This is a genomic window from Desulfomonilaceae bacterium, assembly GCA_041662605.1.
Taxonomy (GTDB): domain Bacteria; phylum Desulfobacterota; class Desulfomonilia; order Desulfomonilales; family Desulfomonilaceae; genus CAJBEZ01.
Map to the genome: position 1 here is coordinate 67,163 of JBAZSD010000017.1, position 25,536 is coordinate 92,698.

General features: G+C 46.9%; 21 protein-coding genes and 2 tRNA genes. 22 read left to right on the forward strand and 1 reads right to left on the reverse strand.

Annotation, left to right across the window (positions count from 1 at the left end):
• Nucleotides 1–32: 32 nt before the first annotated feature.
• From nuoE to WC647_13605, 13 genes are all read left to right on the forward strand, one after another.
• On the forward strand, nucleotides 33–548 hold the full coding sequence (gene nuoE / locus WC647_13545) for an NADH-quinone oxidoreductase subunit NuoE (protein ID MFA6223331.1): 516 nt from the start codon (nucleotides 33–35) through the stop codon (nucleotides 546–548).
• Between the two features lie 105 nt (nucleotides 549–653).
• Nucleotides 654–1,040: a (2Fe-2S) ferredoxin domain-containing protein gene (locus tag WC647_13550; GenBank protein ID MFA6223332.1), complete on the forward strand. Its 387-nt coding sequence runs from the start codon at nucleotides 654–656 to the stop codon at nucleotides 1,038–1,040.
• Between the two features lie 77 nt (nucleotides 1,041–1,117).
• Nucleotides 1,118–2,914: an NADH-quinone oxidoreductase subunit NuoF gene (locus WC647_13555; GenBank protein ID MFA6223333.1), complete on the forward strand. Its 1,797-nt coding sequence runs from the start codon at nucleotides 1,118–1,120 to the stop codon at nucleotides 2,912–2,914.
• 85 nt (nucleotides 2,915–2,999) lie between these two features.
• Nucleotides 3,000–5,639, forward strand: a complete 2,640-nt coding sequence (locus WC647_13560) for a molybdopterin-dependent oxidoreductase (protein MFA6223334.1) — start codon at nucleotides 3,000–3,002, stop codon at nucleotides 5,637–5,639.
• A gap of 20 nt (nucleotides 5,640–5,659) precedes the next feature.
• A complete protein-coding gene (gene nuoH, locus WC647_13565; protein MFA6223335.1) occupies nucleotides 5,660–6,694 on the forward strand; it encodes an NADH-quinone oxidoreductase subunit NuoH in 1,035 nt (344 codons plus the stop codon).
• Between the two features lie 85 nt (nucleotides 6,695–6,779).
• Nucleotides 6,780–7,214, forward strand: a complete 435-nt coding sequence (nuoI, locus tag WC647_13570) for an NADH-quinone oxidoreductase subunit NuoI (protein ID MFA6223336.1) — start codon at nucleotides 6,780–6,782, stop codon at nucleotides 7,212–7,214.
• Between the two features lie 43 nt (nucleotides 7,215–7,257).
• Nucleotides 7,258–7,773, forward strand: coding sequence for an NADH-quinone oxidoreductase subunit J (locus tag WC647_13575; protein MFA6223337.1), 516 nt, complete (start codon nucleotides 7,258–7,260; stop codon nucleotides 7,771–7,773).
• A gap of 51 nt (nucleotides 7,774–7,824) precedes the next feature.
• Complete coding sequence (nuoK, locus tag WC647_13580) at nucleotides 7,825–8,127, forward strand: NADH-quinone oxidoreductase subunit NuoK (GenBank protein ID MFA6223338.1); 303 nt, start codon at nucleotides 7,825–7,827, stop codon at nucleotides 8,125–8,127.
• 74 nt (nucleotides 8,128–8,201) lie between these two features.
• Nucleotides 8,202–10,127: an NADH-quinone oxidoreductase subunit L gene (nuoL, locus tag WC647_13585; protein MFA6223339.1), complete on the forward strand. Its 1,926-nt coding sequence runs from the start codon at nucleotides 8,202–8,204 to the stop codon at nucleotides 10,125–10,127.
• A gap of 20 nt (nucleotides 10,128–10,147) precedes the next feature.
• Nucleotides 10,148–11,749 (forward strand): NADH-quinone oxidoreductase subunit M, encoded by a 1,602-nt coding sequence (locus WC647_13590; GenBank protein ID MFA6223340.1) that lies wholly within the window; start codon nucleotides 10,148–10,150, stop codon nucleotides 11,747–11,749.
• 17 nt (nucleotides 11,750–11,766) lie between these two features.
• Nucleotides 11,767–13,212, forward strand: coding sequence for an NADH-quinone oxidoreductase subunit N (locus WC647_13595; GenBank protein ID MFA6223341.1), 1,446 nt, complete (start codon nucleotides 11,767–11,769; stop codon nucleotides 13,210–13,212).
• 34 nt (nucleotides 13,213–13,246) lie between these two features.
• The gene (locus tag WC647_13600; protein MFA6223342.1) at nucleotides 13,247–14,056 is read left to right on the forward strand and encodes a phosphoribosylformylglycinamidine synthase subunit PurQ; all 810 of its coding nucleotides are present in this window, start codon (nucleotides 13,247–13,249) and stop codon (nucleotides 14,054–14,056) included.
• A gap of 92 nt (nucleotides 14,057–14,148) precedes the next feature.
• Nucleotides 14,149–15,915: a formate--tetrahydrofolate ligase gene (locus WC647_13605; protein MFA6223343.1), complete on the forward strand. Its 1,767-nt coding sequence runs from the start codon at nucleotides 14,149–14,151 to the stop codon at nucleotides 15,913–15,915.
• A gap of 157 nt (nucleotides 15,916–16,072) precedes the next feature.
• Here the strand turns inward: WC647_13605 and WC647_13610 are convergent, their stop codons facing one another.
• Nucleotides 16,073–16,855: a type III pantothenate kinase gene (locus WC647_13610; GenBank protein ID MFA6223344.1), complete on the reverse strand. Its 783-nt coding sequence runs from the start codon at nucleotides 16,853–16,855 to the stop codon at nucleotides 16,073–16,075.
• 280 nt (nucleotides 16,856–17,135) lie between these two features.
• On the opposite strand from WC647_13610, the gene WC647_13615 reads away from it, so the two are divergent.
• The 9 genes from WC647_13615 to WC647_13655 all read left to right on the forward strand — a co-directional run bounded on the left by WC647_13615 (nucleotide 17,136) and on the right by WC647_13655 (nucleotide 25,506).
• Nucleotides 17,136–18,200 (forward strand): histone deacetylase, encoded by a 1,065-nt coding sequence (locus WC647_13615; GenBank protein ID MFA6223345.1) that lies wholly within the window; start codon nucleotides 17,136–17,138, stop codon nucleotides 18,198–18,200.
• Nucleotides 18,201–18,291: 91 nt separating this feature from the next.
• Nucleotides 18,292–19,233: a tRNA pseudouridine(55) synthase TruB gene (gene truB, locus WC647_13620; GenBank protein ID MFA6223346.1), complete on the forward strand. Its 942-nt coding sequence runs from the start codon at nucleotides 18,292–18,294 to the stop codon at nucleotides 19,231–19,233.
• 179 nt (nucleotides 19,234–19,412) lie between these two features.
• Nucleotides 19,413–20,309 (forward strand): gamma-glutamyl-gamma-aminobutyrate hydrolase family protein, encoded by an 897-nt coding sequence (locus WC647_13625; GenBank protein MFA6223347.1) that lies wholly within the window; start codon nucleotides 19,413–19,415, stop codon nucleotides 20,307–20,309.
• Between the two features lie 74 nt (nucleotides 20,310–20,383).
• Nucleotides 20,384–20,815: a hotdog fold thioesterase gene (locus tag WC647_13630; GenBank protein MFA6223348.1), complete on the forward strand. Its 432-nt coding sequence runs from the start codon at nucleotides 20,384–20,386 to the stop codon at nucleotides 20,813–20,815.
• Nucleotides 20,816–20,821: 6 nt separating this feature from the next.
• A complete protein-coding gene (locus tag WC647_13635; GenBank protein MFA6223349.1) occupies nucleotides 20,822–22,228 on the forward strand; it encodes a sigma-54 dependent transcriptional regulator in 1,407 nt (468 codons plus the stop codon).
• Between the two features lie 37 nt (nucleotides 22,229–22,265).
• Nucleotides 22,266–22,571: a hypothetical protein gene (locus WC647_13640; protein ID MFA6223350.1), complete on the forward strand. Its 306-nt coding sequence runs from the start codon at nucleotides 22,266–22,268 to the stop codon at nucleotides 22,569–22,571.
• Nucleotides 22,572–22,667: 96 nt separating this feature from the next.
• Nucleotides 22,668–22,742: transfer RNA gene (locus WC647_13645), tRNA-Val, on the forward strand.
• 19 nt (nucleotides 22,743–22,761) lie between these two features.
• A tRNA-Asp gene (locus WC647_13650) sits at nucleotides 22,762–22,838 on the forward strand.
• A 997-nt stretch (nucleotides 22,839–23,835) separates the two neighbouring features.
• Nucleotides 23,836–25,506, forward strand: coding sequence for a DUF262 domain-containing protein (locus WC647_13655; GenBank protein ID MFA6223351.1), 1,671 nt, complete (start codon nucleotides 23,836–23,838; stop codon nucleotides 25,504–25,506).
• The last annotated feature ends 30 nt before the right edge of the window (nucleotides 25,507–25,536 follow it).

Here is a 25,536-nt window from a genome sequence, read left to right on the forward strand (position 1 = left end):
GCTACGGCGAATTTACGCGGGGTATTTCAAAAGTGCAAGAAAGAGACTCTCTACTAAAGAAAAAAATTCAAGACAGCGCGGAGATCATCCCGCCGGACAAACTCGCGCTTTTGGATTCGGTGATAGAGAAATATCAGGGATCTATGAGTTACCTGATTCCGGCGCTTAAAGAAGCTCAGGAAATGTTTGGTTACCTTCCTATGGAAGTTCAGCGCACCCTGTCCAAGGGATTGAATATTCCGGCTTCTCACATTTATGGTGTCGTAACTTTCTATTCATTTTTCACCATAACCCCTCGTGGGCGCCACACTATCAGGCTTTGTTTGGGAACAGCCTGTTATGTTAAAGGATCTAAAGAGATTCTGGAAATTATAACAAGAGAAATTGGAATCAACGTGGGTGAGACCACGAAAGACGGCAGATTTTCTTTGGAAGCGGTGCGATGTCTGGGAGCGTGTGGTCTGGCGCCTGTGATGATGATTGGCGAGGATACCCATGGCAATATAATTCCGTCCGCTACTTTGGGTATCCTGGAAGGTTACCAATAAGCGAAACGTTAGGTGAATAGCGGTGTGACTTATAGCTGTTCAAGGAATTTGTTCCTTTGCTTGAACAATGGTACCGAGAATCTTTGTTATAAAGGAGGGAACAAGGTGCCCAAGATTTCGATAGAGGATCTCAAAAAAATTAAGAAAGAACAAACAGGAAAAATGGTTCTTCGGGGAGGCCAGTATCGAGCAAAGGTGACCGTCCACATGGGCACGTGCGGGATTGCCGCCGGCGCTCGTGAAGTGATGAATGTTTTTCGTGAACTCATCGCCGCCAAAGAAATTCAAGACGTCATCCTTACAAACTCGGGTTGCGCCGGGCTGTGCGCCAAAGAGCCAATGATAACGGTCGAGGTTGTCAATTCTGCCCCGGTAAAATACGTTCAAGTAGACAGAGAAAAGGCGAGGAAGATTTTCGAAGAGCACGTTCTGGGCGGAAAGGTCGTTGAAGATTTCGCTCTTGCCATAGGCAGCGAGACCATGGCGGTTTAGTCTGGATGTGTTGATCCGATTTTTGAGGCTTTTTAGCCGCATTTCTTGAGAGAATCGCCTTTGTTGGAGAATAGGTAATGTGTGCGAGCCCTTACTTTAGACTGCAGATAATGATGTGCGCCGGCACCGGCTGTATAGCGAGCGGTTCCCTAGACGTCAAGCAAGCTCTGGAACGTGAACTGGTAAAGCGCAATCTCCAGAACGAAGTTCAGATAATCATGACCGGGTGTAACGGCTTTTGCGCTATGGGGCCCCTGGTAGTCATTTATCCCGACGGCATTTTTTACAACCAGGTTAGACCAGAGCATGCTCCGCTGATCGTTGAAGAGCACATCTTGAAAGGGCGTATTGTTGAGAAGCTTCTGTTCAAAGATGAGGTAGCCAAGGGTAAAGTTCCCCTAATGAAGGACATAGGTTTCTTTGGACTTCAGAGACTGATCGTCCTTCGCAACCGTGGTCTGATAGACGCTGAAAATATAGATGAGTACATTGCTCGAGATGGGTATGCAGCTCTGGCCAAAGCTCTCACCGAAATGACACCGGAACAGGTAATTGAAGAGGTCAAGAAATCGGGTCTACGTGGGAGAGGTGGCGGTGGATTCCCTACAGGACTCAAATGGGAAGAATGCCGAAGATATGACAACTTTCCCAAGTTTACCATTTGCAACGGTGACGAGGGTGACCCCGGAGCTTTCATGGACCGGTCCGTGATGGAAGGAGATCCTCATTCCGTTTTGGAAGGAATGGCGATCTCAGGTTATGCCATAGGAGCGGAAAAAGGTTACATATATGTGAGGGCGGAATATCCTCTAGCGATTCAGAGACTGCAAAAAGCGATCGAGGACGCTCGCTCATATGGTCTCCTGGGCGAAAACATCCTTGATAAAGGTTTCAACTTTGACATCGCTATTGCCCCCGGCGCCGGCGCTTTTGTTTGTGGTGAGTCCACTGCTCTCATGTATTCTATTGAGGGCAAGAGAGGTATGCCACGCATTAAACCCCCTCGAAGCGCCGAAGCTGGCTTATGGAACCAGCCTACGAATTTGAACAATGTTGAAACATTTGCGAACCTTAATCCGCTCATTCTCAACGGAGCGGACTGGTTCGCTTCCATAGGCACGGAAAAGAGCAAGGGCACCAAGGTGTTTGCCCTAACCGGAGCGGTTATCAATGTCGGTTTGGTTGAGGTTCCTATGGGGACTTCACTCAAAACCCTTATTTTTGACATCGGTGGAGGGATTCCCAAGAAGAAGAAATTCAAGGCTGCCCAGATCGGTGGACCTTCCGGCGGTTGTGTGCCTTTGGGTATGGAAGACGTTGAGATAGACTATGAGTCTTTGCAAGGTGTCGGCGCTATGATGGGATCGGGTGGCGTAGTCGTCATGGATGAAGGCACATGCATGGTTGACACTGCGAGATTTTTTACGAACTTCTCTGTTGATGAGTCGTGTGGGAAATGCGTGCCCTGCCGCGAAGGCTTGAAAGTCATGTTTGACAAACTGACCGACATTGTAGAAGGTCGAGGTCAGGAAGGGGATGTGGAATTTTTAATTGAGCTTGGCCACCATATCAACAATACATCCCACTGCGGTCTTGGGAAAAGCGCTGCTAACCCTGTGCTTTCTACCATACGTTATTTCAGGCATGAGTACGATGCCCATATCAGGGACAAACACTGCCCCGCTCTGGTATGTCCGGATCTGATCGATTTTGAGGTAATTGAAGAAAAGTGCAAGATGTGCGGAATGTGTTTCAAGAATTGTCCCTCCAACGCGATAGTGTGGGAAAAGAAGAAAGTCGCCTGGATAGATCGATCAAAATGCACAAAGTGCAGGACCTGTATTATGAACTGTAAGTTTGGGGCGATTCATTAACGGTCAAGAACAAAAGTTTTGGAGCCGCTCCGTTTTTAAATGGAGTGGATTCCGATTCCTAATATCTAATTGCGAGTAAGATTCTATGGTTACTCTGACCATCGATGGCGTTAAGGTTACAGTGAAGAAGGGAAGCTCGATTCTGGAAGCTGCCCAACAAGCCGGTGTTAGGATCCCAACCCTTTGTCATGACAAAAGGCTTATTCCTTATGGCTCTTGTCGTATGTGCATAGTTGAGGTCACAAGTAGAGGGAAGACCCGAACCATGCCCTCCTGTTTCAATCCGGCTCGGGACGGAATGGAGATTGCGACGAACACGCCAAGGCTGCGTGAGAGCCGCAGACTTCAATTAATGCTTCTGTTGAGATCACATCCATTGTTGTGTCCAAGTTGTGACGCCGGTGGAGACTGCGACCTGCAAAACCTGGTGTTCGAGTATGAGGCGCCAGAACTTTCTTTCGGGCGGCAGTCAAGATATTTCCATGTGGACAATGATTCGCATTTCATCCGCTTCAATATGAATCTTTGCATCCGATGTGGGATGTGCGTTCGCATTTGTGATGAGGTTCAGGGGCAAGCTGAAATCAGTTTCATAAGGCGAGGCATAGAAACAGAAGTATCTACGGATTTTGAAAGGACCCTGGATTGCGAATTCTGCGGTCAATGCGTGTCCGTGTGTCCGGTAGGAGCTATATCGTCCAAGTGGCTAGTGGGAACAGGACGTAGATTTGAGCAGAAGAAAACTGACACTATCTGCGCTTTTTGTAGTCTTGGCTGTTCTTTAACGCTGGGCGAAAAGGAAGGCAAGACGGTTTATGTTTACGGTCCTGAAGATGGACCGAACGAAGGCAGCCTTTGCGTCAAGGGTCGTTATGGGTGGCCTTTCGCGTTTTCAGAGCAGCGTCTGGCGCAACCATTGATTCGGAAAAACGGGATTTTGGTGGAATCAACATGGGATGAAGCCCTGCAAACTGTTGCAGATAAATTTGGCTCAATAAAAAAGAGTCCAGGATCTGAAAGCCTTGCCGCCCTTGGATCACAAAGGCTGACCAATGAAGAAGCGTACGTATTTAACAGATTCGTTAGAACTGTTATGGGCGTAAACAACCTTGACCACGCGGCTGGGCTCGGTTATCGGTCACTTACCGAGGGACTTGCCCCCGTGCTGGGTTATGCTGCCTCAACTAACCCTATACGTGAAATCAGGGGCGCTAAGACGATATTGTTGCTTGGCGCTGATCTGACGGAAACGCATCCTATCGCAAAGAATGAAGTCATACTTGCTAGCGGTAGGAACAGAGCCAAGGTCATAGTTGTAGACCAGATCAGAACCAAGCTTACCGATCTTGGCGGTCTGTTCCTCAATGTTCCTCCAGGCGCGGAAGAGCAGATCGTAAACTCCATGATCAAATTTATAATTGACGAGGGAATGTTTGATCGGGCCGCTCTGGATATTAAGGCCGAAGGACTTGAGTCCCTAGCCGATTCGTTGAAAGATTACACACCGGAGGCAGTAGCCAAAGCCCTCGGGATAGACTCAGATTTGATTAAAAGCGCAGCGACTTTTTTTGCAAAAGCTGAAACTGCCGTAGTCATTTTGACAGAAGGGCTCAACCGCTTACGGGACAGCGTGAATTTGGGTAAGGCTGCCGCGAATCTTGCTCTTATTACGGGTCACGTCGGTAAGGAATCATGCGGGATATTTGTCTTCGGAGAAAAGGCGAACGCTCAGGGAGTTCTGGACATGGGGCTCACTCCAGGTAGCCTGCCAGGATTTCAACCGTTAGGGGATGACGTCGTTAAGTCAAAATTTGAAGATCTATGGAAAGCTGAAATCTCTTCAAAAGAAGGCTTGAACGCTCAGGAGATTTTAGCCGCGGCGTCAAACGGGTCGATAAAAGGTCTTTACGTTGTCGGTGAGAATCCTGTGGATACCTATCCCAACAGGAAACAAGTAGAGGAGTCTTTGGGGAAACTGGATTTTCTGGTGGTCCAGGACATGTTCATGACATCCACAGCGAAGATGGCTCACGTCGTCCTCCCCGTCTCAGCTCCATATGAGAAATCTGGGACATTTACCAGCGCTGAACGCAGAATTCAGAAACTTAATCCTAGTTCGAAACCGGCTCTTGGGAAGACAGATCTCGAAATTTTCATGACTCTAGCCTCGAAAATGGGTAAGCCTGAACTTTCTTACAACGGGTACGCTGAAGTGATGAGCGAGATTGCCAGGTCGGTGCCGTTATACGCCGGTGTGTCCTACGAAAAAATTGGCCGTCAGGGTTTGACGTGGCCCTGCGTGGATACTGATGATTCCGGTTCAGGGACCCTTTATGAAGGTGGCTTCCCTAATGGGAAGGCAAAGCTGTCGAACGCTACTCCATTCCAGACAATCACGAGATCTGGCGAGTCCTTCCGATTGATTCCATGTGTTTCAAAATTTCATTCCGGCTCTTTTTCAGAATGGAGTCCATCCCTAATGGAAGTTCGTCCGGGTGGTTTTGTGGAAATGAACAGCTCCGATATGGCTAGCTTGAGTTTAGCAGAAGGTGACTTGATAAAAATCACTGGAACTGGTGGGCAGGCATTCAACGCCAAAGTAAAAGAGTCTCGTCGAGCTGTTAGCGGGACCGTGCTTGTTCCTTATCACTTTTCCAATATGAAGTCGAATTCCTTAACTGACTGGGGATCCACTGAAATTCTGATTCAAGTGGAAAAGGCATAAAAATCGAGAGAGGTTGATTCATGGATTCCGCCTTCCCTGTACTCTTGGTTGTTATAAAGACGCTCCTTGTCTTGGTCGCAGTGCTGACTTTCGTCGCCTATCTGACCCTGATAGAAAGAAAGGTGCTCGGTTGGATCCAAGTTCGCATTGGTCCTAACCGTGTCGGTCCATGGGGTTTGTTACAGCCTTTGGCTGATGGCGCAAAGCTGCTTCTAAAAGAAGAGATTACAGTCTCATCGGCTAACAGGGTGGTATACATCGCTGCTCCATTGATAGTGGTTGTTTGCGCACTGGTTCCATTTGCTGTGATACCCTTTGCAAAAGGCCTGGGCCTGGAAAATATCTTGGGGCCTATGGCCAACAAATTTGATTTGAACACTGGGGTTGTTGCTGACATCAATTTGGGTATCCTTTACATCTTTGGAATCTCATCGCTCGGAGTTTACGGAGTTATTCTCGGCGGCTGGGCCTCAAACAGTAAGTATTCTCTGCTCGGAGCCATTCGAGCCGCTGCCCAGATGATAAGCTATGAGCTTGGGTTAAGCCTGTCCGTTGTGGGCGTCTTGCTGTTGGCGGGATCTCTAAGCCTCGTGCAGATAGTGGAAGCTCAGGATTCAATATGGAAATGGTTTGTTTTCAGACAGCCGCTAGGGGTCATTCTTTTTCTTATTGCGGGTAGCGCTGAGATCGCCAGAACACCATTTGATCTTATGGAATGTGAAAATGAGTTGGTTGCCGGGTATCAGACTGAATACAGCTCAATGAAATTCGGTTTGTTTTACCTTGGCGAATACGCTCATCTTCTTTTTTTGAGTTCGATGATGGCAACCTTGTTTTTCGGTGGTTGGCAAGGCCCGATATTTCCTCCGATCGTGTGGTTCCTGGGGAAAACGTTTTTCTTCGTGTTCGTCTTTGTCTGGATTAGAGGAACGTATCCCAGGCTTCGTTACGACAGGGTTATGCAGTTCGGTTGGAAGACATTGCTGCCGGTAGGGCTGTTTAACGTGATGGCCACAGCGTTTGTTTACGCCGTGTGGCTGAAGTATGCGGGTTAATCAGATAGAATAGTAAGTAATAATTTAGCGGGATGTTGCCGACAGGCGTCGCGTCTAAACTCAGTTCGGTCGAGAGGTCAGGAAAATGATCATCCCTCTGTTACAGGGACTCAAACTAACATTTTCGTATTTGTTGAAAAAGAAGGTAACGCTGCAGTACCCGGATGAAAAGTGGGACGTGGCTCCAAGGTGGAGGGGACGGCATGTCTTAACTCGTCACGGTTCCGGCAAGATCAAGTGCGTGGCGTGTATGCTCTGCGCGACGGTATGCCCGGCGGATTGCATATACATCGAAGCGGCGGCTGAGCCGGACGGCCGACGATATCCCGGTCGATATGAGATTGATTTAACGCGTTGTATTTTCTGTGGTTATTGTGTTGAGGCGTGTCCGAAAGAAGCTATTGAAATGTCCACAGCCTACGAGATCTCGGAATATAGTCGTGGCGCCCTTTTGTATGACAAGGAACGATTGCTGGAGCCTCCGACGCCGCGGTATGAGCTAAAGAAAAAGGCTGGGTAATTCTGAGACTAAACTTTAGGAAAAAGTGAGGTTTTTGGCGCAGATGGAAACCATCCTCTTCTATGTTTTAGCCGCTGTGACGCTGTTGTCCGCAGTATTTGTGGTTTTTTTGCGTAGGCCTATTCATAACGTCTTGTTTATGATCTTGACAATGATTGGGTTGGCTACTCTGTTTATATTATTGCACGCCGAATTTCTGGCCATGGTTCAGGTTATAGTTTATGCAGGCGCCGTAATGGTGCTGTTCTTGTTCGTAATAATGTTGTTAAACCTGGAAGAGATTGATCTGCCCAAAGCGCCCAGACCTCTCCGGTGGGGATTCGGAATAATACTTTCTCTGGCTTTCGCTGTAATACTTTTTCCTATTTTCAGTCATTTTGTTCCTACGATTATGGGAAAAACTCAGGTGGGAACTATCGCTGCTGGCGCATCAAACATGGAGCTTATCGCCAGAGAGCTTTTCACGACTTATCTGTTGCCTTTCGAAATAGCGTCTGTTTTGTTGTTAGCCGCGATCATCGGCACGGTAGTGATTGGAAGGAAGTTGACGCAAAAATAGAAGTGACGAGAATTGAATTAACGTTCAAATTCTTCGTGGCAGGTAAAAAGCATGGTGACCTTGGAACATTATTTGGTGTTGTCTGCGCTCCTTTTCAGCCTTGGCATGGTAGGAGTGATGTTTCGTCGAAATTTGATTGTCATTCTTATGAGCCTCGAACTCATGATGAACGCTGTAAATTTGTCGTTTGTGGCCTTCTCTCGCTATCTGGGATCCATTGAAGGTCAGGTGTTCGTATTGTTTGTCATGGTAGTCGCTGCAGCCGAAGTGGCTGTGGGACTAGCGATTGCAGTTGCGGTCTTCAGACAACGCGGCACGATAAACATCAACGACATCAGTTTGTTGAAGTGGTGATTTTAATTGATAAAGCGCTCGAAGCGATGTTGCTTTGGGTCGATCATTCTTGAACACAGATCCGGGAGCCTGGCATGATTGAACTAGTCTGGTTAATACCCATCTTTCCTCTGATAGGATTTCTGATCAACGGTCTTTTGGGAAGACGTTTCTCAGAAAAAACGATTGGCTGGATTGGAGCGGGTTCAGTAGGGGCCTCTTTCTTGGTGGCCATTTCGATCTTTTTTGAGCTTATTAAACTGGCGCCTGGATCCAGATCGATTCAAATCATAATCTATTCCTGGATATGGTCCGGGGACTTGAATGTTCCGGTAGGTTTTCTCGTAGATCCTCTTAGTATGATTATGATTATGGTCGTTAGTGGCGTTGGCTGTATCATTCACATCTACTCTATAGGATATATGCACGGCGAGATAGGTTTCCGTAGGTATTTCTCTTACCTAAACCTGTTTGTGTTCAATATGTTGATTCTGGTTTCAGCCAACAATTTTCTGCTGACGTTTGTAGGCTGGGAAGGCGTGGGGCTGTGTTCCTATCTGCTCATTGGATATTACTACGAGAAAAAGTCAGCCTCCGACGCAGGCAAAAAGGCCTTCGTGGTAAACAGGATAGGTGATTTTGGATTCCTTATCGGAATGTTTCTGATATTCACAGTCTTTGGCACTTTCAATTACGTCGATGTTTTTAGTGTGGCTCCCGAGAAACTGACTCAGGGAGGAGTGTTGGTGACTCTTATCACTCTTCTGCTCTTTGTAGGGGCGACGGGCAAATCCGCACAAATTCCTCTCTATACATGGCTCCCTGACGCGATGGAGGGTCCTACTCCTGTCAGCGCATTGATTCACGCCGCAACAATGGTAACCGCAGGTGTCTATATGGTTTCCCGGTGTAGCGTCATGTTTGCCATGGCCCCGATTTCACTGACTGTTGTAGCAGTAATTGGAGGGTTGACCGCTCTGTTCGCAGCGACGATCGGCATGACCCAATTTGATATTAAGCGAGTTCTGGCATATTCAACTATCAGTCAGTTGGGATACATGTTTATGGCGTGCGGCGTTGGAGCCTTTGCCTCCGGAATATTCCATTTAATGACTCACGCTTTCTTTAAAGCGCTTCTTTTCATGGCTGCCGGCAGTGTGATGCACGCGATGTCAGGCGAACTCGACATGCGCAAGATGGGAGATTTACGAAAGAAACTACCATACACTCATTTGACGTATTTGTTCGGGACCTTGGCTATTGCTGGTATATTTCCATTCGCTGGATTCTTCAGCAAGGATGAGATCCTTTATTACTCAATGCAGAAACATGTCATATTCTGGATAATTGGCGCTGTTGCGGCTGTAATGACCTCCTTTTACATGTTCAGGTCGGTCTTCATGACCTTTTACGGAAAATCCCGGGTTGAACATGATGTGGCTCATCACTTGCACGAATCTCCACCGTTGATGACAGTGCCGTTGATGATCCTGGCGTTTCTGTCGTTGGTTGGAGGTTTTGTCGGTATACCGGTTATAGAGGGCGCTCAAAGGTTTGGAAATTTCCTGGATCCGGTTTTTGCCCCGGCCAAGGCCATCATTGAACACGGGGCTCAACACGCCGGTCATCACAGTGTTACCGCTGAACTTGTTCTAATGGCGGTTTCCCTTGGTATAGCGATATTCGGCCTGTTGCTCGCTCGATTCATGTATATAACCAGCCCTGAGACCCCGGGCAGAATTGTTGATCGTTTCTCGGGTCTCCATAGGCTAGTTTACAACAAATATTGGATTGACGAGCTTTATGATTTCCTGTTTGTAAATTCCATCGTGGAGTTTTCAAAGCTTCTGTGGAAGAAATTTGACGAAGCGGTGATTGATGGCGCCGTCAATGGAGTCGGCGCTGTCACACAAGCTTTTGGCAGTGTTCTAAGACTTCTTCAGACCGGTTTTGTCAAGGACTATGCCCTGTCGGTCTTGGTCGGGGCGATTGTCGTAATCGGTTTCTTGCTATTGAGATAGGACATGGAGGCGTGCCGTTCATGGAAAATGTTTCGCATTTGTTAAGCCTTATCACGTTTATTCCTCTTCTAGGCGCCCTGATCCTTTTGTTCATTAACAGGGATTGTCCGGAGACACTTCGTTGGGTCACGCTGGTAGTCATGCTCCTAGACTTCGTTATCAGTTTGTTCGTGTATTTCGGCTTTGATCCTTCCATTTCATCTATGCAGTTTGTGGAGAATTATCCATGGGTTAAAGACTGGGGCATTTCTTATAAATTGGGGATAGATGGCATAAGTCTTCTGTTGGTTATGCTCACAACGTTTCTTGGCCCGATAGTTATCCTGGCCTGCTGGAAGGATATCACAACCCGTGTCAAAGAGTTCATGATCTGCCTCCTGTTTCTCCAGGTTGGTATGATCGGAGTGTTCGTTTCTCTGGATCTCTTTCTTTTCTATGTATTCTGGGAGATCATGCTTATACCGATGTATCTGCTGATCGGAGTTTGGGGGAATCCAGCGAGACGATTGTACGCTGCCATCAAATTTGTCTTGTACACCATAGTCGGAAGCCTGCTGATGCTGGTCGCCATTCTTGTCCTGTATTTTACGGCCGGCAAGAGTACAGGAGTATACACATTCGACCTTCTCAAACTCTATGACTTTGCTGTGCCGATTCAAGTCCAATTCTGGTTGTTCCTCGCGTTTTTTCTGGCATTCGCCATAAAGGTGCCGATGTTTCCGTTCCACACGTGGCTGCCTGACGCTCATACCGAAGCGCCTACCGTGGGAAGTGTAGTCTTGGCGGCGGTACTTTTGAAAATGGGCACATACGGTTTCATCAGATTTGCCATTCCTTTATTTCCGAACGCTGCAGTGGACGCTGCATGGTGGGTGGCGCTGCTCGCTGTTATCGGCATCATCTACGGGGCCTGGGTCGCAATGGTTCAGGTTGACATGAAAAGGCTCGTCGCCTTTTCCAGCGTCAGCCACCTGGGGTTTGTAATGCTCGGCATGTTCGCATTGACTACCCAGGGGGTAGAAGGAAGCATAATTCAGATGATCAACCACGGATTAAGCACTGGAGCCCTCTTCTTAATCGTGGGAATGGTCTATGAGAGAAGACATACCAGACTCATATCTGAATTTGGCGGACTTTCCAAAGTGATGCCGCTATTCGCCGTATTTTTCATGATATTCACACTGTCGTCCATAGGGCTGCCCGGTCTAAACGGGTTTATCGGAGAGTTTCTCATCCTCCTCGGTTCTTTCGGCAAGTTTACCTGGTACACGGTGTTTGCCGCTTCCGGCGTGATTTTTGCCGCTGTATACATGCTATGGATGTTCCAGAGAGTTATGTTCGGGGAAGTGACTAATCCCAAGAATCTGGTTCTTAAGGATATTGATTCCAGAGAAATCGCAGTACTTGTCCCACTTCTCATTTTTGTAGTGTGGATTGGGGTTTATCCCAACACTTTTTTAAGACCCATGGAACCCTCAGTGAAAAACTTTCTCCAACATGTGGAAAAAAAGAGAGCATCAATCATTGCAATGGAAGAAGCTGGAAAACTTCCTGCGCCGAACGCTGAAAAAATCAGCCTGGTTTCCTCCACAGCGGAAATCCGCGTGGACAAAGAAAATTAAAAGTGGGAGCAATCGGGATGATCCCAGTGCCTGAATTTAGTATTGGAGGCGTATTGCCGGCGCTCATTTTGAGCGTGGCCGGCTTGCTAGCTATGCTGTTAGGCTTGTTTGTCCGAAAGGGCGCTGCGGCTGTGGGAGCTGTGATTGGACTGGTGGGGGTCCTGATAGCCTTGATGGCCAACACCCCGTTGCGTCTCATGAACATGCCATCATTTAATGGTATGATTGCCTTGGATTCATACACCTGGTTTTTCAACGTTTTGATACTTGTATCAGTGGGGCTCACAATCCTGATTTCCATGAAATACCTTGTAGATCAGGGGTTAGATCTTTACGAATATTTCGCTATCCTGCTTTTCTCCGCCGTGGGCATGATGTTTATGGTGTCGGGAATCCATCTGCTCATGATCTTCGTCGGTCTGGAAACATTGTCAATCGCCGTATATGTTCTCACAGGCATACTGCCAAAGAGCGCCAAGTCTTCAGAGGCCAGTCTCAAATACTTGCTTCTGGGAGCCTTTTCAAGCGGTTTATTTCTTTACGGGGCAGCGCTCCTTTACGGATCCACAGGATCCTTGGCGCTCGCCGGTTTGGCCAAATACTTCCAATCTGGTTCAGTGAGCACAATGGCTCTAGTAGGAATGGGATTGCTGTTGGTGGGTTTTTCTTTCAAGGTGGCCGCAGTACCGTTTCATATGTGGACTCCGGATGTTTATGACGGCGCTCCCTCTCCGATCACTGGATTCATGTCGGTTGGAGTGAAGGCTGCGGCATTTGCGGCTTTCCTTAGAGTTTTCTTTGAGTGTTTTGGCTCGGCGCAAGTCACTTGGGCTCAGATACTCTGGGTGCTGGCTGTCCTGACCATGGTTCTGGGGAACTTGGCGGCAATAGTCCAGACCAACATCAAGCGAATGTTGGCGTATTCAAGTATAGCGCACGCCGGCTACATCTTGGTTGGTATGGTCTCAGGAACGGCCGCAGGGGCCTCAGGGGTCCTGTATTACCTTTTGGCGTACATCTTCACGAATCTTGGAGCATTCGCTGTGGTGACTATGGTAGGCCGTAAAGGTGAGGCGAATGTTTATCTCGACGACTACAGAGGGCTCGGAAAGTCCCACCCCACGCTGGCGCTGGCGATGTCAATATTCCTCTTTTCACTTGCGGGAATTCCCCCAACCGCTGGGTTTATTGGAAAATTTACCATATTCAGCTCAGCTATCAGCGCGGGATACATCTGGTTGGTCATAATTGGGGTTCTCACTAGCGCTGCGTCGGTATTCTATTATTTTAGGGTCATAATGAAGATGTACATGGAAGCGCCGGAGGTCGAGCCGGAAGAACTTCGGTTTAGTCCGTCAATGACTTTTGCGCTATCTTTGACAGTTCTGGCGGTTCTTTATATCGGTATTTTCCCGACAACTTATTTGAACTTGGCTACAGAATCAGTTAAAACGTTATTTTGATTTTGATAGTTTATGCAACGACAGAAGGAACAGAATGTTTTTGAATGCGCTGGTAGTTACTGGCCATGGAATTAACTGCGAAATAGAAACTAAACGAGCCCTTGAAATAGTAGGTTTTGACAGAATAGACCTTGCGCATTTAAATTTCATAGTCGGCGGCGAAGTTGACTTAAGATCTTACAAATTCATAGTGTTTCCTGGGGGATTCCTGGACGGGGACGATCTCGGAGCGGCGCAAGCGTGTGCAAACCGGATCCGTCACTCAAAGGTAGAAGGTAGGAACCTGATAGACGATCTGCTCGAGTTTGTAGCTCGAGGTGGATTGATCCTTGGAATATGCAACGGATTTCAGCTCTTGGCGAAACTGGGGCTGGTACCCGCGTTTGATCGCGCCTATCTGCAGAGGGAAGTATCACTCACAGCCAACGATAGTGGGCGATTTGAAGATCGCTGGGTTAACCTGATCGTGGATCAGCAGTCACCATGTGTGTTTACCCGTGGCTTGGACAGGCTCTATTTGCCTGTGAGGCATGGAGAAGGCAAGATAGTGGGAAGAGATTCCAGCGTGATCGACCGGCTGCAGTCTTCAAATCAGGCTCCGCTTTTTTACGCCAAACCTGACGAAGATAAGCCTACGTCTGAGTATCCATTTAATCCAAATGGATCGCCAGAGGGAATAGCAGGTATATGTGATGCGACAGGCCGTATTTTCGGGCTGATGCCTCACCCGGAGTGTTATTTGGACAGGACCAATCACCCTCGATGGACTCGAGAGCAGTTACCGGATGAGGGGATTGGTTTGAAAATATTCAGGAACGCAAAACGCTATATCCTGGATTCTTGAGCGCCCGAATTTTTCGGGGACAGCAAATCGTGTTTAACATAGAATCTCATTTCAGCGTTAGAAGACGCTGAATAGTCACACAGGAGGTATCGATGGCATTGTTGGATCCTACTAAGATGGCTGATTGGCAGGTAGCTGAAGAAGCCGAGAAATCGATGAAAACAGTCTATGAGCTTGGGGATGAGCTGGGGCTTACTAAAGAAGAGCTTCTTCCTCATGGGCACTACGTTGCAAAAATCGATTTCGCTAAAGCCCTTAACAGGCTGAAAGACCGACCGGATGGAAAATACATAGATGTGACCGCTATTACGCCCACTCCTCTAGGTGAAGGCAAATCCACTAGTTCCATGGGGTTGGTTGAAGGCCTCGGCAAACGAGGAAAGAAAGTCGTGGCGGCTATACGGCAACCATCGGGCGGACCCACAATGAACATTAAAGGTTCTGCAGCCGGTGGTGGTTTAGCTCAGTGCATTCCTCTGACACCATTTTCGCTAGGCCTTACCGGTGACATCAACGCGATCATGAACGCCCACAATCTTGCTATGGTGGCTTTGACCGCGCGAATGCAACACGAATTCAACTACAACGACGACGAACTTGCAAAGAGAAACCTCAAGCGCTTGGATATAGATCCTCGTAATGTTGAATTCGGCTGGATTATTGACTTCTGCGCTCAGTCTTTGCGTAACATCATCATTGGAATCGGCGGAAAGATGGATGGCTTCATGATGAAGTCATCTTTTGGAATTGCCGTTTCCTCTGAAATCATGGCAATTCTCGCTGTTTCTACAGATCTGAAAGATATGCGCGAGAGAATGGGCAAGATCGTTGTGGCCTACAACAAGAAGGGCCAGCCCGTTACGACTAAAGATCTTGAAGTTGACGGCGCTATGACTGCATGGATGGTGGAAGCCCTCAACCCGAACCTGCTCCAGTCAATCGAAGGCCAGCCGGTATTCGTACATGCCGGTCCATTCGCAAACATCGCTATCGGTCAGAGTTCAATCATTGCCGACAGGATTGGTCTAAAGCTGGCTGATTATCATGTAACAGAGTCAGGATTCGGCGCTGACATCGGCTTTGAGAAATTCTGGAACCTAAAATGCAGATTCTCTGGCCTTAAACCCAATTGCGCAGTTATTGTCGCTACGATCAGAGCCCTGAAATGCCACGGTGGCGCTCCCGTTCCAAGACCGGGTCTGCCCATGCCGAAAGAATATGAAGGTGAAAATGTCGGTTGGGTGGAAGAAGGCTGCAAGAACCTGATTCACCATATTGCAACCGTTAAGAAAGCCGGCATCAATCCCGTTGTTTGCATAAACTCCTTCTACACTGACACCAAAAACGAGATAGCCGTTGTGAAAAGACTATCCGAAGCCGCCGGCGCACGCGCCGCAGTCTCCCAGCACTGGCTCAAAGGCGGGGACGGCGCTCTTGAATTTGCGGACGCCGTTGTTGACGCTTGCGAAGAAAAGAACGAATTCAAATTGCTCTATGATTTGAGTCTTCCTCTGCGCCAGCGCATTGAGTTGATAGCGAAAGAGGTTTATGGCGCTGATGGCGTTAGCTTCACTCCTGAGGCCGAGGCCAAAGCCAAAAAGATGGAAGCCGATCCCGCGTTGTCCAAATTGGGGACATGTATGGTGAAAACTCACCTCAGCCTGTCGCATGATCCGAATATAAAGGGCACTCCCAAAGGCTGGATCCTGCCGATTCGCGACATTCTTACTTACAATGGGGCAGGTTTCGTGGTTCCAGTCGCCGGCGCTATTTCTCTTATGCCAGGAACGAGTTCGAACCCGGCATTCAGAAGAGTAGACGTGGATGTTGAAACAGGAAAGGTTAAAGGAGTGTTCTAGAAAGAAGCTCTCTCTTTGACTGAAAATCTGACTTGCGCCGATAACGTACGAAGAATACCGGCAGGAGCGCTACTATTAACCTGACGGATGATCGGTAGTAAGTTTGATATTGCTCTGTTAGAGGCCGCAGCGTTTGCTTGTTGCGGCCTCTTTTATTTCATTGCTTCTTCTTTGGCGGGACATTCCTCTTGAAGAGTATTTTAAGCCCCTCCATTGTAAGATCATCCTCGACATTATCGACCAGTTTAGTATGCAAGGAAATGACTTTGGCCAATCCCCCTGTCGCCACGACTTTGGGACGTGATTTAAGCTCTTCGAACATGCGACCAAGGATACCGTCCACAAGCGAAGCGTAACCGAACACAATTCCGGATTGAATCGCCGAAGCTGTATCTTTAGCTATTACCCTAGGTGGGGCCGTGAGTTCGACCCTGAAGAGTTTTGAAGCGCTATGGAATAGAGCCTCGGCAGAAATTTTAACTCCTGGCGCTATAGAGCCCCCCTCGTATTCACCTGCCGAGTTGATATAATCAAATGTAGTAGCCGTGCCAAAATCGACCGCTATTAATTCGCAATGATATTTTTCGTAGGCTGCCACTGCATTTACGATCCGATCTGCCCCAACTTCTCTGGGATTGTCATATCTTATGGGCATACCCGTCTTCATTCCAGGTCCCACGAACAGCGGGGTTATCCCGAGGAAGATCAGGGATAGTTCTTCAAGAGCCGCTTTCAACGGAGGCACTACGCAGGCTATAATTACGCCGGCAATCTCACTTGTCTCAAGCCCCTGCCAAAACATGAGGTTCTTCAAAATGACCCACAATTCATCACCTGTGACATCCTCATTAGTCCTAATTCTCCAGGACCCCAATTTGGTATCTTCCTTGTAAAGGCCAATCACAATGTTTGTATTTCCCACATCAATAGCCAGCAACATGTTCATTTCCTTTCAGGATTTTGGAAAACTTGAGATGTTATCTTGTCAAGAATACGAGTTTGACAGATCCAAGTGAAGAGAAACTTTGCGCAATGCTCAATTGAGAGACTTTTCCTCTTCATTTCATGGGCGAAGAAAATATAGAGGGTTAAAATCATTGACTGATTCCAACCCCGATGTTACGCTAAATAAGCAAACGGAAGTGATTAGCGTTGGTATTCCCATATATGTATAATCTGTGTCTTCAAGCGCTTAGCGCCAGTATCCGGCGGTATCGATTATGAAACCTACAGGACTAGTACGCGAGGAAATATATCTGAAGCATGAGATGGGCTTGTATCATCCCGAAAGTCCAGAGAGACTGGAGGTGTTGTACAGCATGCTGGACGATCTCGGGACTGCTCTTAACATAGCCTATGTGAAGGCCAGGAAAGCGACCCTGGATGAGCTTTGCGCCAACCATGATCCTCGATATGTGGATAAGATAATGGGTACAGCGGGATGTGAGAGCGTTTTTCTCGATCCAGACACTTCGGCCTGTTGCCACTCCTGGGACGCTGCGGTATCAGCCGTAGGGGGCCTCTTGTGTCTTGTAGACGGAGTAATGGACGGCTCTGTAAGAAACGGTTTTGCTCTTGTACGGCCCCCCGGTCACCATGCGGAAAACCGTCGCGCAATGGGATTCTGCCTTTTCAATAATGTGGCTCTGGCCGCTCACTACGCATTGAATCGCTACAAGCTCGAAAGAGTCGCCATAGTTGATTGGGACCTCCATCACGGTAATGGGACGCAAGACGCGTTTTATGAAGATCCTAGAGTTCTTTATATTTCAACTCATCAATATCCTCACTATCCTGGCACAGGCGGGATAAGGGAAGTTGGCCATGGTCCCGGTGAAGGTTTTAACATAAACGTTCCTTTGGCCGCAGGCGCTGGGGACGCAGAATATATTTGTGTTTTCGATCGCCTGATTTATCCACTGCTGGAAGCCTACCAACCGCAGCTAATCCTTGTGTCCGCAGGATTTGACGCACACGAAAAAGACCCATTAGGAGGGATGAATCTGAGCGAGGACGGATACGAGGCCATGGTCAAAATACTTATGCGATCCGCATTACAACTTTGCGCTGATCGACTGCTGTTAGTGCTCGAAGGTGGATACCATTTGGGCGCTCTGAGGAATTCTGTGAAACGTATTCTATACTGTTTGTCTTCTTACGACCCCTCCCAAGATCCCCCCTTTGATTCGCAGGACCTTTCCATTCTCTCATACACATTCAGGGCCAGGCTTCGTGACGTGCTTGCATTTGCCGGTCGTTATTGGCCGACTTTGCCTCAGTTATGATATAGATCCTGACATCTTGAGGAACTGTTAAGTATTTATTCTCAGTGAAAAATCGGCCCTCTTTTGGGCGGAGAAGGAGTGACACATATTCGTGGCTCATGGTCTGCTATTGATAGACAAACCCGAAGGAATAACTTCAAACGCGGTGGTGGGTATAGTACGCCGTAGTCTGGGTCGGTTGGTAAAGGTTGGACACACTGGCACTCTTGATCCACAGGCGTCCGGCCTTCTCGTGATTTTGCTCGGCGCGGCGACCAGGGCGTTGGATTTTCTAGATGAAGCAAAGAAGCATTATCAAGTAACAGTCAGATTGGGAGAGGAAAGTGACACCTGTGATAGAGAAGGTACAATCACCATCACAGGTGACCCTCAGTCCTTGACTGTCGAGAAAATAGGAAAATGCCTTGGAGATTTTAAAGGCAAGATTGATCAGATTCCGCCACACTTTTCCGCTATTAAAAAAGATGGTGTTCCTCTTTACAAGCTCGCTCGCAAAGGCGTTTTTCCGTCGTTGGATGTTAGAAAAGTCGAAATCTTTGACCTGTCGCTAATCGATTGGCGCCCACCAGATCTGAAAATTGACTTGGTATGTTCCAAAGGGGCTTATGCCCGCTCAATAGCCCGAGATATCGGCGCTAAACTTGGTGTAGGAGGGAGAGTAGAAACACTTCGACGCATTGCGTCAGGAAAGTTCAATGTCGCTTCGGCTCGAAACCTGGATTTTGTAAAAGGCGCGTCGATTGACGACATAAAGCAGGCAGCGATTCCTCTTGATCGCGCCTTAGAACATTTACCAAGAATTGAGATGCAGGAAGAAAACCTTCGCCAACTCGTGTTTGGACGATACGTAGCGACTGAAGACCTTGTTCCTGGAGAAGAGAACTCAACATCAATCTTGGAGCCTGAGATTTTTCGGGTTCAGGACTGTTTATCTCGAATCCTGATACTGGTTCGTTACCAACATCAGGAAGGAAGAAAATTCCTCAAACCGTTAAAAGTTTTCAATCTTCTTGACAATCCCGGTATTGAATAGATCATGGAAGGGTAGTAAAGTAGATTGTAGAGATTGTTATGAATACAAATGAATTTAAAATGATAATAGACTTTAATAATTGATATAAAGTTTGACTGTATTAATATAAAATTGAGATAATAGTATTTGGTCCCAATGTCCTTCGGCGGAAACCGAGACGCCTACAGGAAGAACAACAGATGAAGAAGATTTTGACATTTTGTTTTGCTCTGACGCTGGTCCTGGGAGTCGCATCGTTGAAGCTCCAAGCCACAGAGCGGGTCGATGATAACGGAGTTGCGCCTAGTTCTCAAAAGTCTGAAGTTGGAGTTGTGGGGGCATCGTCTACATGGGTCGTCGTAAACATGTTCACCGGCAGGAGTTCAAAACAGGCGGTAATTGTGCAGGAGACACTGGAACGCCTTGGGGCGCAAGGACATGGAATGATATTGCCCTATGCGGAAGTTACTGTGGAGAATATGAAAAAACTTCGTCCCGCGTTTCTGGCCTTGAGCCCTAATGGTATCCCATGGTGCAAATACAGGGGTAAAAATGGACAAGATCTTGATAATTTTTTCAAGTCACTTCGAGTCATAATTGAGGATATGCAAATACCCGTAGTAGGCATTTGCGGTGGGCACCAGGCCTTGGCGTTAGCTTTTGGCGGGAAGGTGGGGCCTATCAGGGGAGGAGAAGATGATTGTTTTCCTTATGGGCACAATCCTACTGAAAAGGGCCGCCATGATGTTTATGTTCTCCACAAAGACCCGCTTTTTCTTGGAATGGGCAAGTCGCTCAATCTTGTTCAAAGCCACTATGATGAAGTCAAAAAACTTCCTGAAGGCTTTGTCGCCCTTGCCGCAAATAAAATGTGCCCGTACCAGATAATCAGGCATCCCGAGAGACCGGCTTATGGCGTTCAGGCGCACACGGAGTACTATATGAACTCTAGACCTGACGGAGGTATGCTCCTCAGGAATTTTCTAGATATTGTGAGGACTCATAATAGGATAGTTCGTAGCTCGGACTCTTTAGCGACCTCAGTCTCCAGAGTGGAAGAGCAGCGTGCGGGATCTTCCCAAAAAGGCCTTTGGTAATTCATTTTTCTGGATTAAGTTAAAATTCATTCGACTAAATAGTCATTTCAAGGATTCTGGGGGTTGAACCGACATTGAAAGAACATAAGCCGAACATTGACAGAAAAGCCGAGCCTGTGAAATACGCTGTAGACATAGTCGGAGGCGATCCATTCTCACGTTTCCTGGGGATTGTTGTTGAAGACGCTGGGGACTCTTACGCAAGGGTAAGTTTGAAACTGAAGCCTGAATACTGTAACGCTGAAGCTCGCAGTCACGGCGGAGTCATATTCTCACTTGCTGATCAAGCGTTTGCGATTGCTTGTAATTCCAGAGGTTATATGGCTTTTGCCGCCGAGATGAAAATCAACTATTTCGAAGCTACCAGGGCGGGAGACACTGTTACGGCAGAGGCCAAACCAATAGACATCCGAAAAAGGATCAGCTTGTGGAATATTGAAGTTCGGAAACAGGATTCCACCCTGGTCGCGGTAGCGCATGGACTGGCATACCATTTCGTCAAGTGACGCGTCATGAATGATCCCTCCAACGTTGGGCATGTGCTTGTCGTTGAGGATGATCCATTCAATGGTCCTTTCACGACAGAGCTGTTAAAGGCTGCGGGTTTCAAGGCAGACCTCGCTGGCTCCGCAGAGCAAGCGATCGAATTTCTAGAGAATACGGATGATTCAGGACCTGACTTAATTCTGCTCGATGTCAACTTGCCGGGAATGGATGGACTTGAGATGGCCTCGAAACTCAAGGCTCATCCGGAATTTCAATACATTCCAATCATTATTTTCACGGTACACGATACACTGGAATTCAAGATTCAGGGCTTGAAAAGCGGAGGTGATGATTACCTTACCAAGCCATTTGAGCCTGACGAACTTATTGCCCGCGTGAACGCCATGATGCGCATAAGAAGGCTTTACCAGAGCCTGAGAGATGAACGTCGTGAAAACAAGAGGTTAAGTTACACCCTGGACGCCTCTGGAAAACTTGGAAACCTCCTGGGACGCTCGTCCAAGATGAGAGAAATTTGTGACCTCATACTGGATATATCCGGTTCTGATTCAAATGTGCTTATTCAGGGGGAGTCCGGCACCGGTAAAGAGGTTATTGCGAAGGCTATCCATGGACAAAGTCTTAGGAAGAATGGCCCGTTTGTTGTAGTCAATTGCGCCGCCTACGCGGAGACACTTTTGCAATCCGAACTATTCGGTCATGAAAAGGGCGCTTTTACTGGAGCGATCAGGTCCAAGAAGGGAAGATTCGAACAGGCGAACGGTGGCGCTATCTTTCTGGATGAAATTGGCGAGGTAAGTCTGCCTACCCAGGTCGTATTATTAAGAGTTATCCAGGAAAAGCGCTTTGAACGAGTAGGAGGGGAGGCGACTGTGGCTACGGATGCAAGGATTATAGCGGCCACGAACAAGGATCTCAAAAAGTCCATGGTTGGAGGGTCCTTCAGGGAAGACCTATATTGGAGACTGAACGTTATTAACATAGAGATTCCACCCCTGAGAGAAAGAAAAGAGGATATCCCTCAACTCGTGAATAATTTTGTCGATCTTTTCAATCGAAAGTTAGGAAAGAACGTGAGAAAAATCGGTGCACAGGCGATGGACCTTATTTTTCAGTATCATTGGCCCGGGAATGTGCGGCAACTGGAAAACGCCGTGGAACGTTCAGTGGTTCTTTGCAAAGAAGACATAATAAGGCCGGATGATCTTCCGCAGGAATTGCGCCCACTAGATTCTTCTGTCATCGGAGCGAGTGGCTCGCGGACAAACCTGGAAACTCTTGAACGTGAACACGTGAAGTCGGTTTTGGAACAATGTGGATGGAATAAATTTAGGGCTGCTCAACTGATGGGAATAAGCAGGAGCACTCTTTACAGCAAGATGAAAAAACATGAACTTGTAGGGCCAGGCTAAGTTGAGAGAAGGAGTTGTCTTTTTTTTTGAAGGGATTTTGAGAAATTCTGAGACCTACCCATTACAAATTGCTTGGGCCGAATCATCTTTTGGGAAGAGGGGAAGGACAGATTCTGGGATTAGAATCTTCGGGGACTCTGAAATTGACCAGATAACAGAAAAGCGCCTCGTCACGAGCATAGATTTGGTAGGAGTTGAGGCGGAGGACGCTATATTTATTATCGACGCAATTCTAAGAGGACGCTATTGCGATAGGCCCGGCGTTAGAGGCAAGCACGACGCTGCTTTGTATTTACTGGTGAATGAGGCCATCAGCAGGTTGTACATATCAGTTGACGATTGACCATTTGCCTCATTTTCCTTGACAGAATTGTCCAGTCATATTATTTTGATTAGATAACGGTCGCATTTGCTTTGCGATTGTTGTATTCGCATACTTGGGCGGGTAGCTCAGCGGGAGAGCATCGGCCTTACAAGCCGAGGGTCACAGGTTCAAATCCTGTTCCGCCTACCATGCCCGAAAACAGTTTAGTGGGTGCGTAGTTCAGTTGGTTAGAACGCCGGCCTGTCACGCCGGAGGTCGCGGGTTCGAGTCCCGTCGCTCCCGCCAAAATCCCAATAGGTTACAATTAACAACCCCTCCCTCAAATTCAGGTTTTTTAAAAAAGATAACAGGTAGGTATTCTGAAGACCTATTTTGGGACCTTCGAAGCAACTAGAATTTGCGTTAATCCCTGATCGTAAGTGAATTTATCAACCGCAACGACAAGTTCTTCATCAGAAATAAATCCGTACCTTTCGCCCAGCCATTTCTGAAATCAGACCGTTCAGCCGTTCCAGGCTTTGATTGGTCAGTTAGCTGTCGCGTTGACTCCCTGGGAGCGGAGTTTTTCTTTCTTTGTAGGTAAAGATTTTAATATTATCGATGCCGAGACGCGCGGAAAATCTGAAACATATTTGAGATTGGCAAAGGCGATAAGGTCATCGAGATGAATTAGCAAAATCGTAATTTAGAAAAAACTTCTTTTAATATCAGCAAGAATTTGGCAAATTCAAAGTCCGAGATTTGGTTCACAAATACAAACCTCAACCAATAAAGCCTAATCGGGGGCGTCTTGAGAAAATGAGGACAGTAAATTATTTTTGTTTCGTATGTCCTTAAATGACACATGAAAATGTTACGCTGAATCGACAGGCAATATTTGTCGCGGATTATAAATTGGTCCACCGTTCAAATTCGGGGGCTGTGAATCATGTTTTTGTGTCAAGTCTGACCAGCGGGGGGATGGAATTCAAATCAAACCTGGAGACATAATCCAATCGCCACGATGGGATGAACCTATTGAGGTCAAACTCGTGGAAATGCTTGGTGATTACGTCAAACTGATCGCTGTAACCGTTCGTTCCCGAAAACACATCGATCCAGCTTATCAGGCGGGCTGGGATTGAGATGGAGTGAAGCTATAACCTAAGTTCCTATCAAATAGTTACCAATTATTGCTCGATAGCATGAAGGCGTAGTCAACATTTCTAATGTTCAAGTAGGTTAGAGAAAATTGCGACCTTAACTTTGGTTTAGTTATCCTAGCATTGAATAAGGAGGAATTATGGCCTACAAAAGTCGAACACTCTTCCGACTCATAGAAGAAATTAACGGTGGTATTTATCTGCCCCATATTCAACGGCCATTTGTGTGGGATCTGGATCAAATGCTCAAATTATTCGACAGCCTTATGAGGAACTATCCAATACAAACATTCCTGTTTTGGCGGACCAAAGATGAAATTAAAGCCCGTAAATTTATGGAGCAAATTGAATGGGATCCTAACCTGAGCAATTTTTATGAGCCCAACATCAGCAAGGAAGGTTGTGAAAAAGTATTCGTGCTTGATGGACAACAGCGACTCCAGACTCTCTATGCTATTTTTCGTGGCGCTATTATGTCCGAAAAAGATGTTAGGCAAGAAGCATATTTCAATATTACGAGTGGAGAGGAAATCAATGATTCTGGACTACTGTATGAACTGAAATTCATAGAAAAACCATGCGATCCTTTTTGGTATAGGGTCTCTGATCTCCTCGGCAAAGATGCGCAACGCAACGTAGAGGAATTAGCCGATCAATTAAATGACATTCTAGATGGACTTAAACAAACAGACGATATCACCTTGCCAGAAGGATTAAATCCTCAGAAGGACCGTGCAAGGCGTGTTCGACGAAACATAAGTCAATTGATCTCGATACTCCGCGAAGATCGACACTTTTGGGTGGAAGAACTAGATGGTGTTGCAAACAAGTTTCCCTATAAGACAGTGTTGGACATCTTTGTAAGGGTTAACTCCGGGGGAACAAAACTGGATGCGTCCGACCTAATGTTTGCTGCAATGAAAGAGGGTTGGCAAGAAATTGAGGAGGCTATTGACAATGCTACGGGACTGTTGAACGGTGTAAATCTTCAATTCGATAAAACATTTGTGTTGAAGTGCCTGTTAGTTGCTCATGGAAAGGGATCGGAAACATCAGAAGAGAAATTTAAGGGAGATGGCGGCGAAAAACTACTACAGGAAATTAGAAATAACTGGGATCAGTCTGAAAACGTATTTCATGAACTACGTGATTTTATGGCAAATGATTTAAAAATATGTTCAGACAAAGTTATACGAAGCTACACAAGTTTCATTCCATTATTTGATTTTCTTTATCAGAACCCCAAGCCAAATGAAAGAAGCCGAGCGCTAATGAAGGGTTATTATTACAAAGCTCAACTTTTCGGGTGGTATTCTCAAGGCACAGACACTATCGTAAACGCACTTCACAGTATTGTTGCCAAGTCTTCGTCAGGTTCCTTCCCAATGGGCGAAATACTACAATACTTTGAACAAAGAGGAGCCCCAATCAAACTGATAAAAAGCCATCTTACGCAAAATCGACATCGTTTTATTTTGCTGAATCTAATATACGTCGATCAAATGGGTGCATCACCCTTCGACGTACGGCATAAAGGAAATCAGCCTCAAGTAGATCACATTTATCCTCGATATGCCACTATGACGAACTTTGCTCTGAACTCAAGTCAAGTCAATACCCTTGGCAATTATCGATTTGTTGGAGCAATGGACAATAATCGGAAGCGAGCAGAACATCCTGCAAGTTATTTTTCTAAACTCAAGGCTGCTGGCATTGTGCCGCCTCAGTTGGAATTGGACAAGACCTCCGATAGAATAGTTACTGGAGAGCGGAGGTATTGGAATGAGGAACCGGAGGAATTACACACCTGAAGAGAAGGTCCAGATCTTAAGGCGACATTT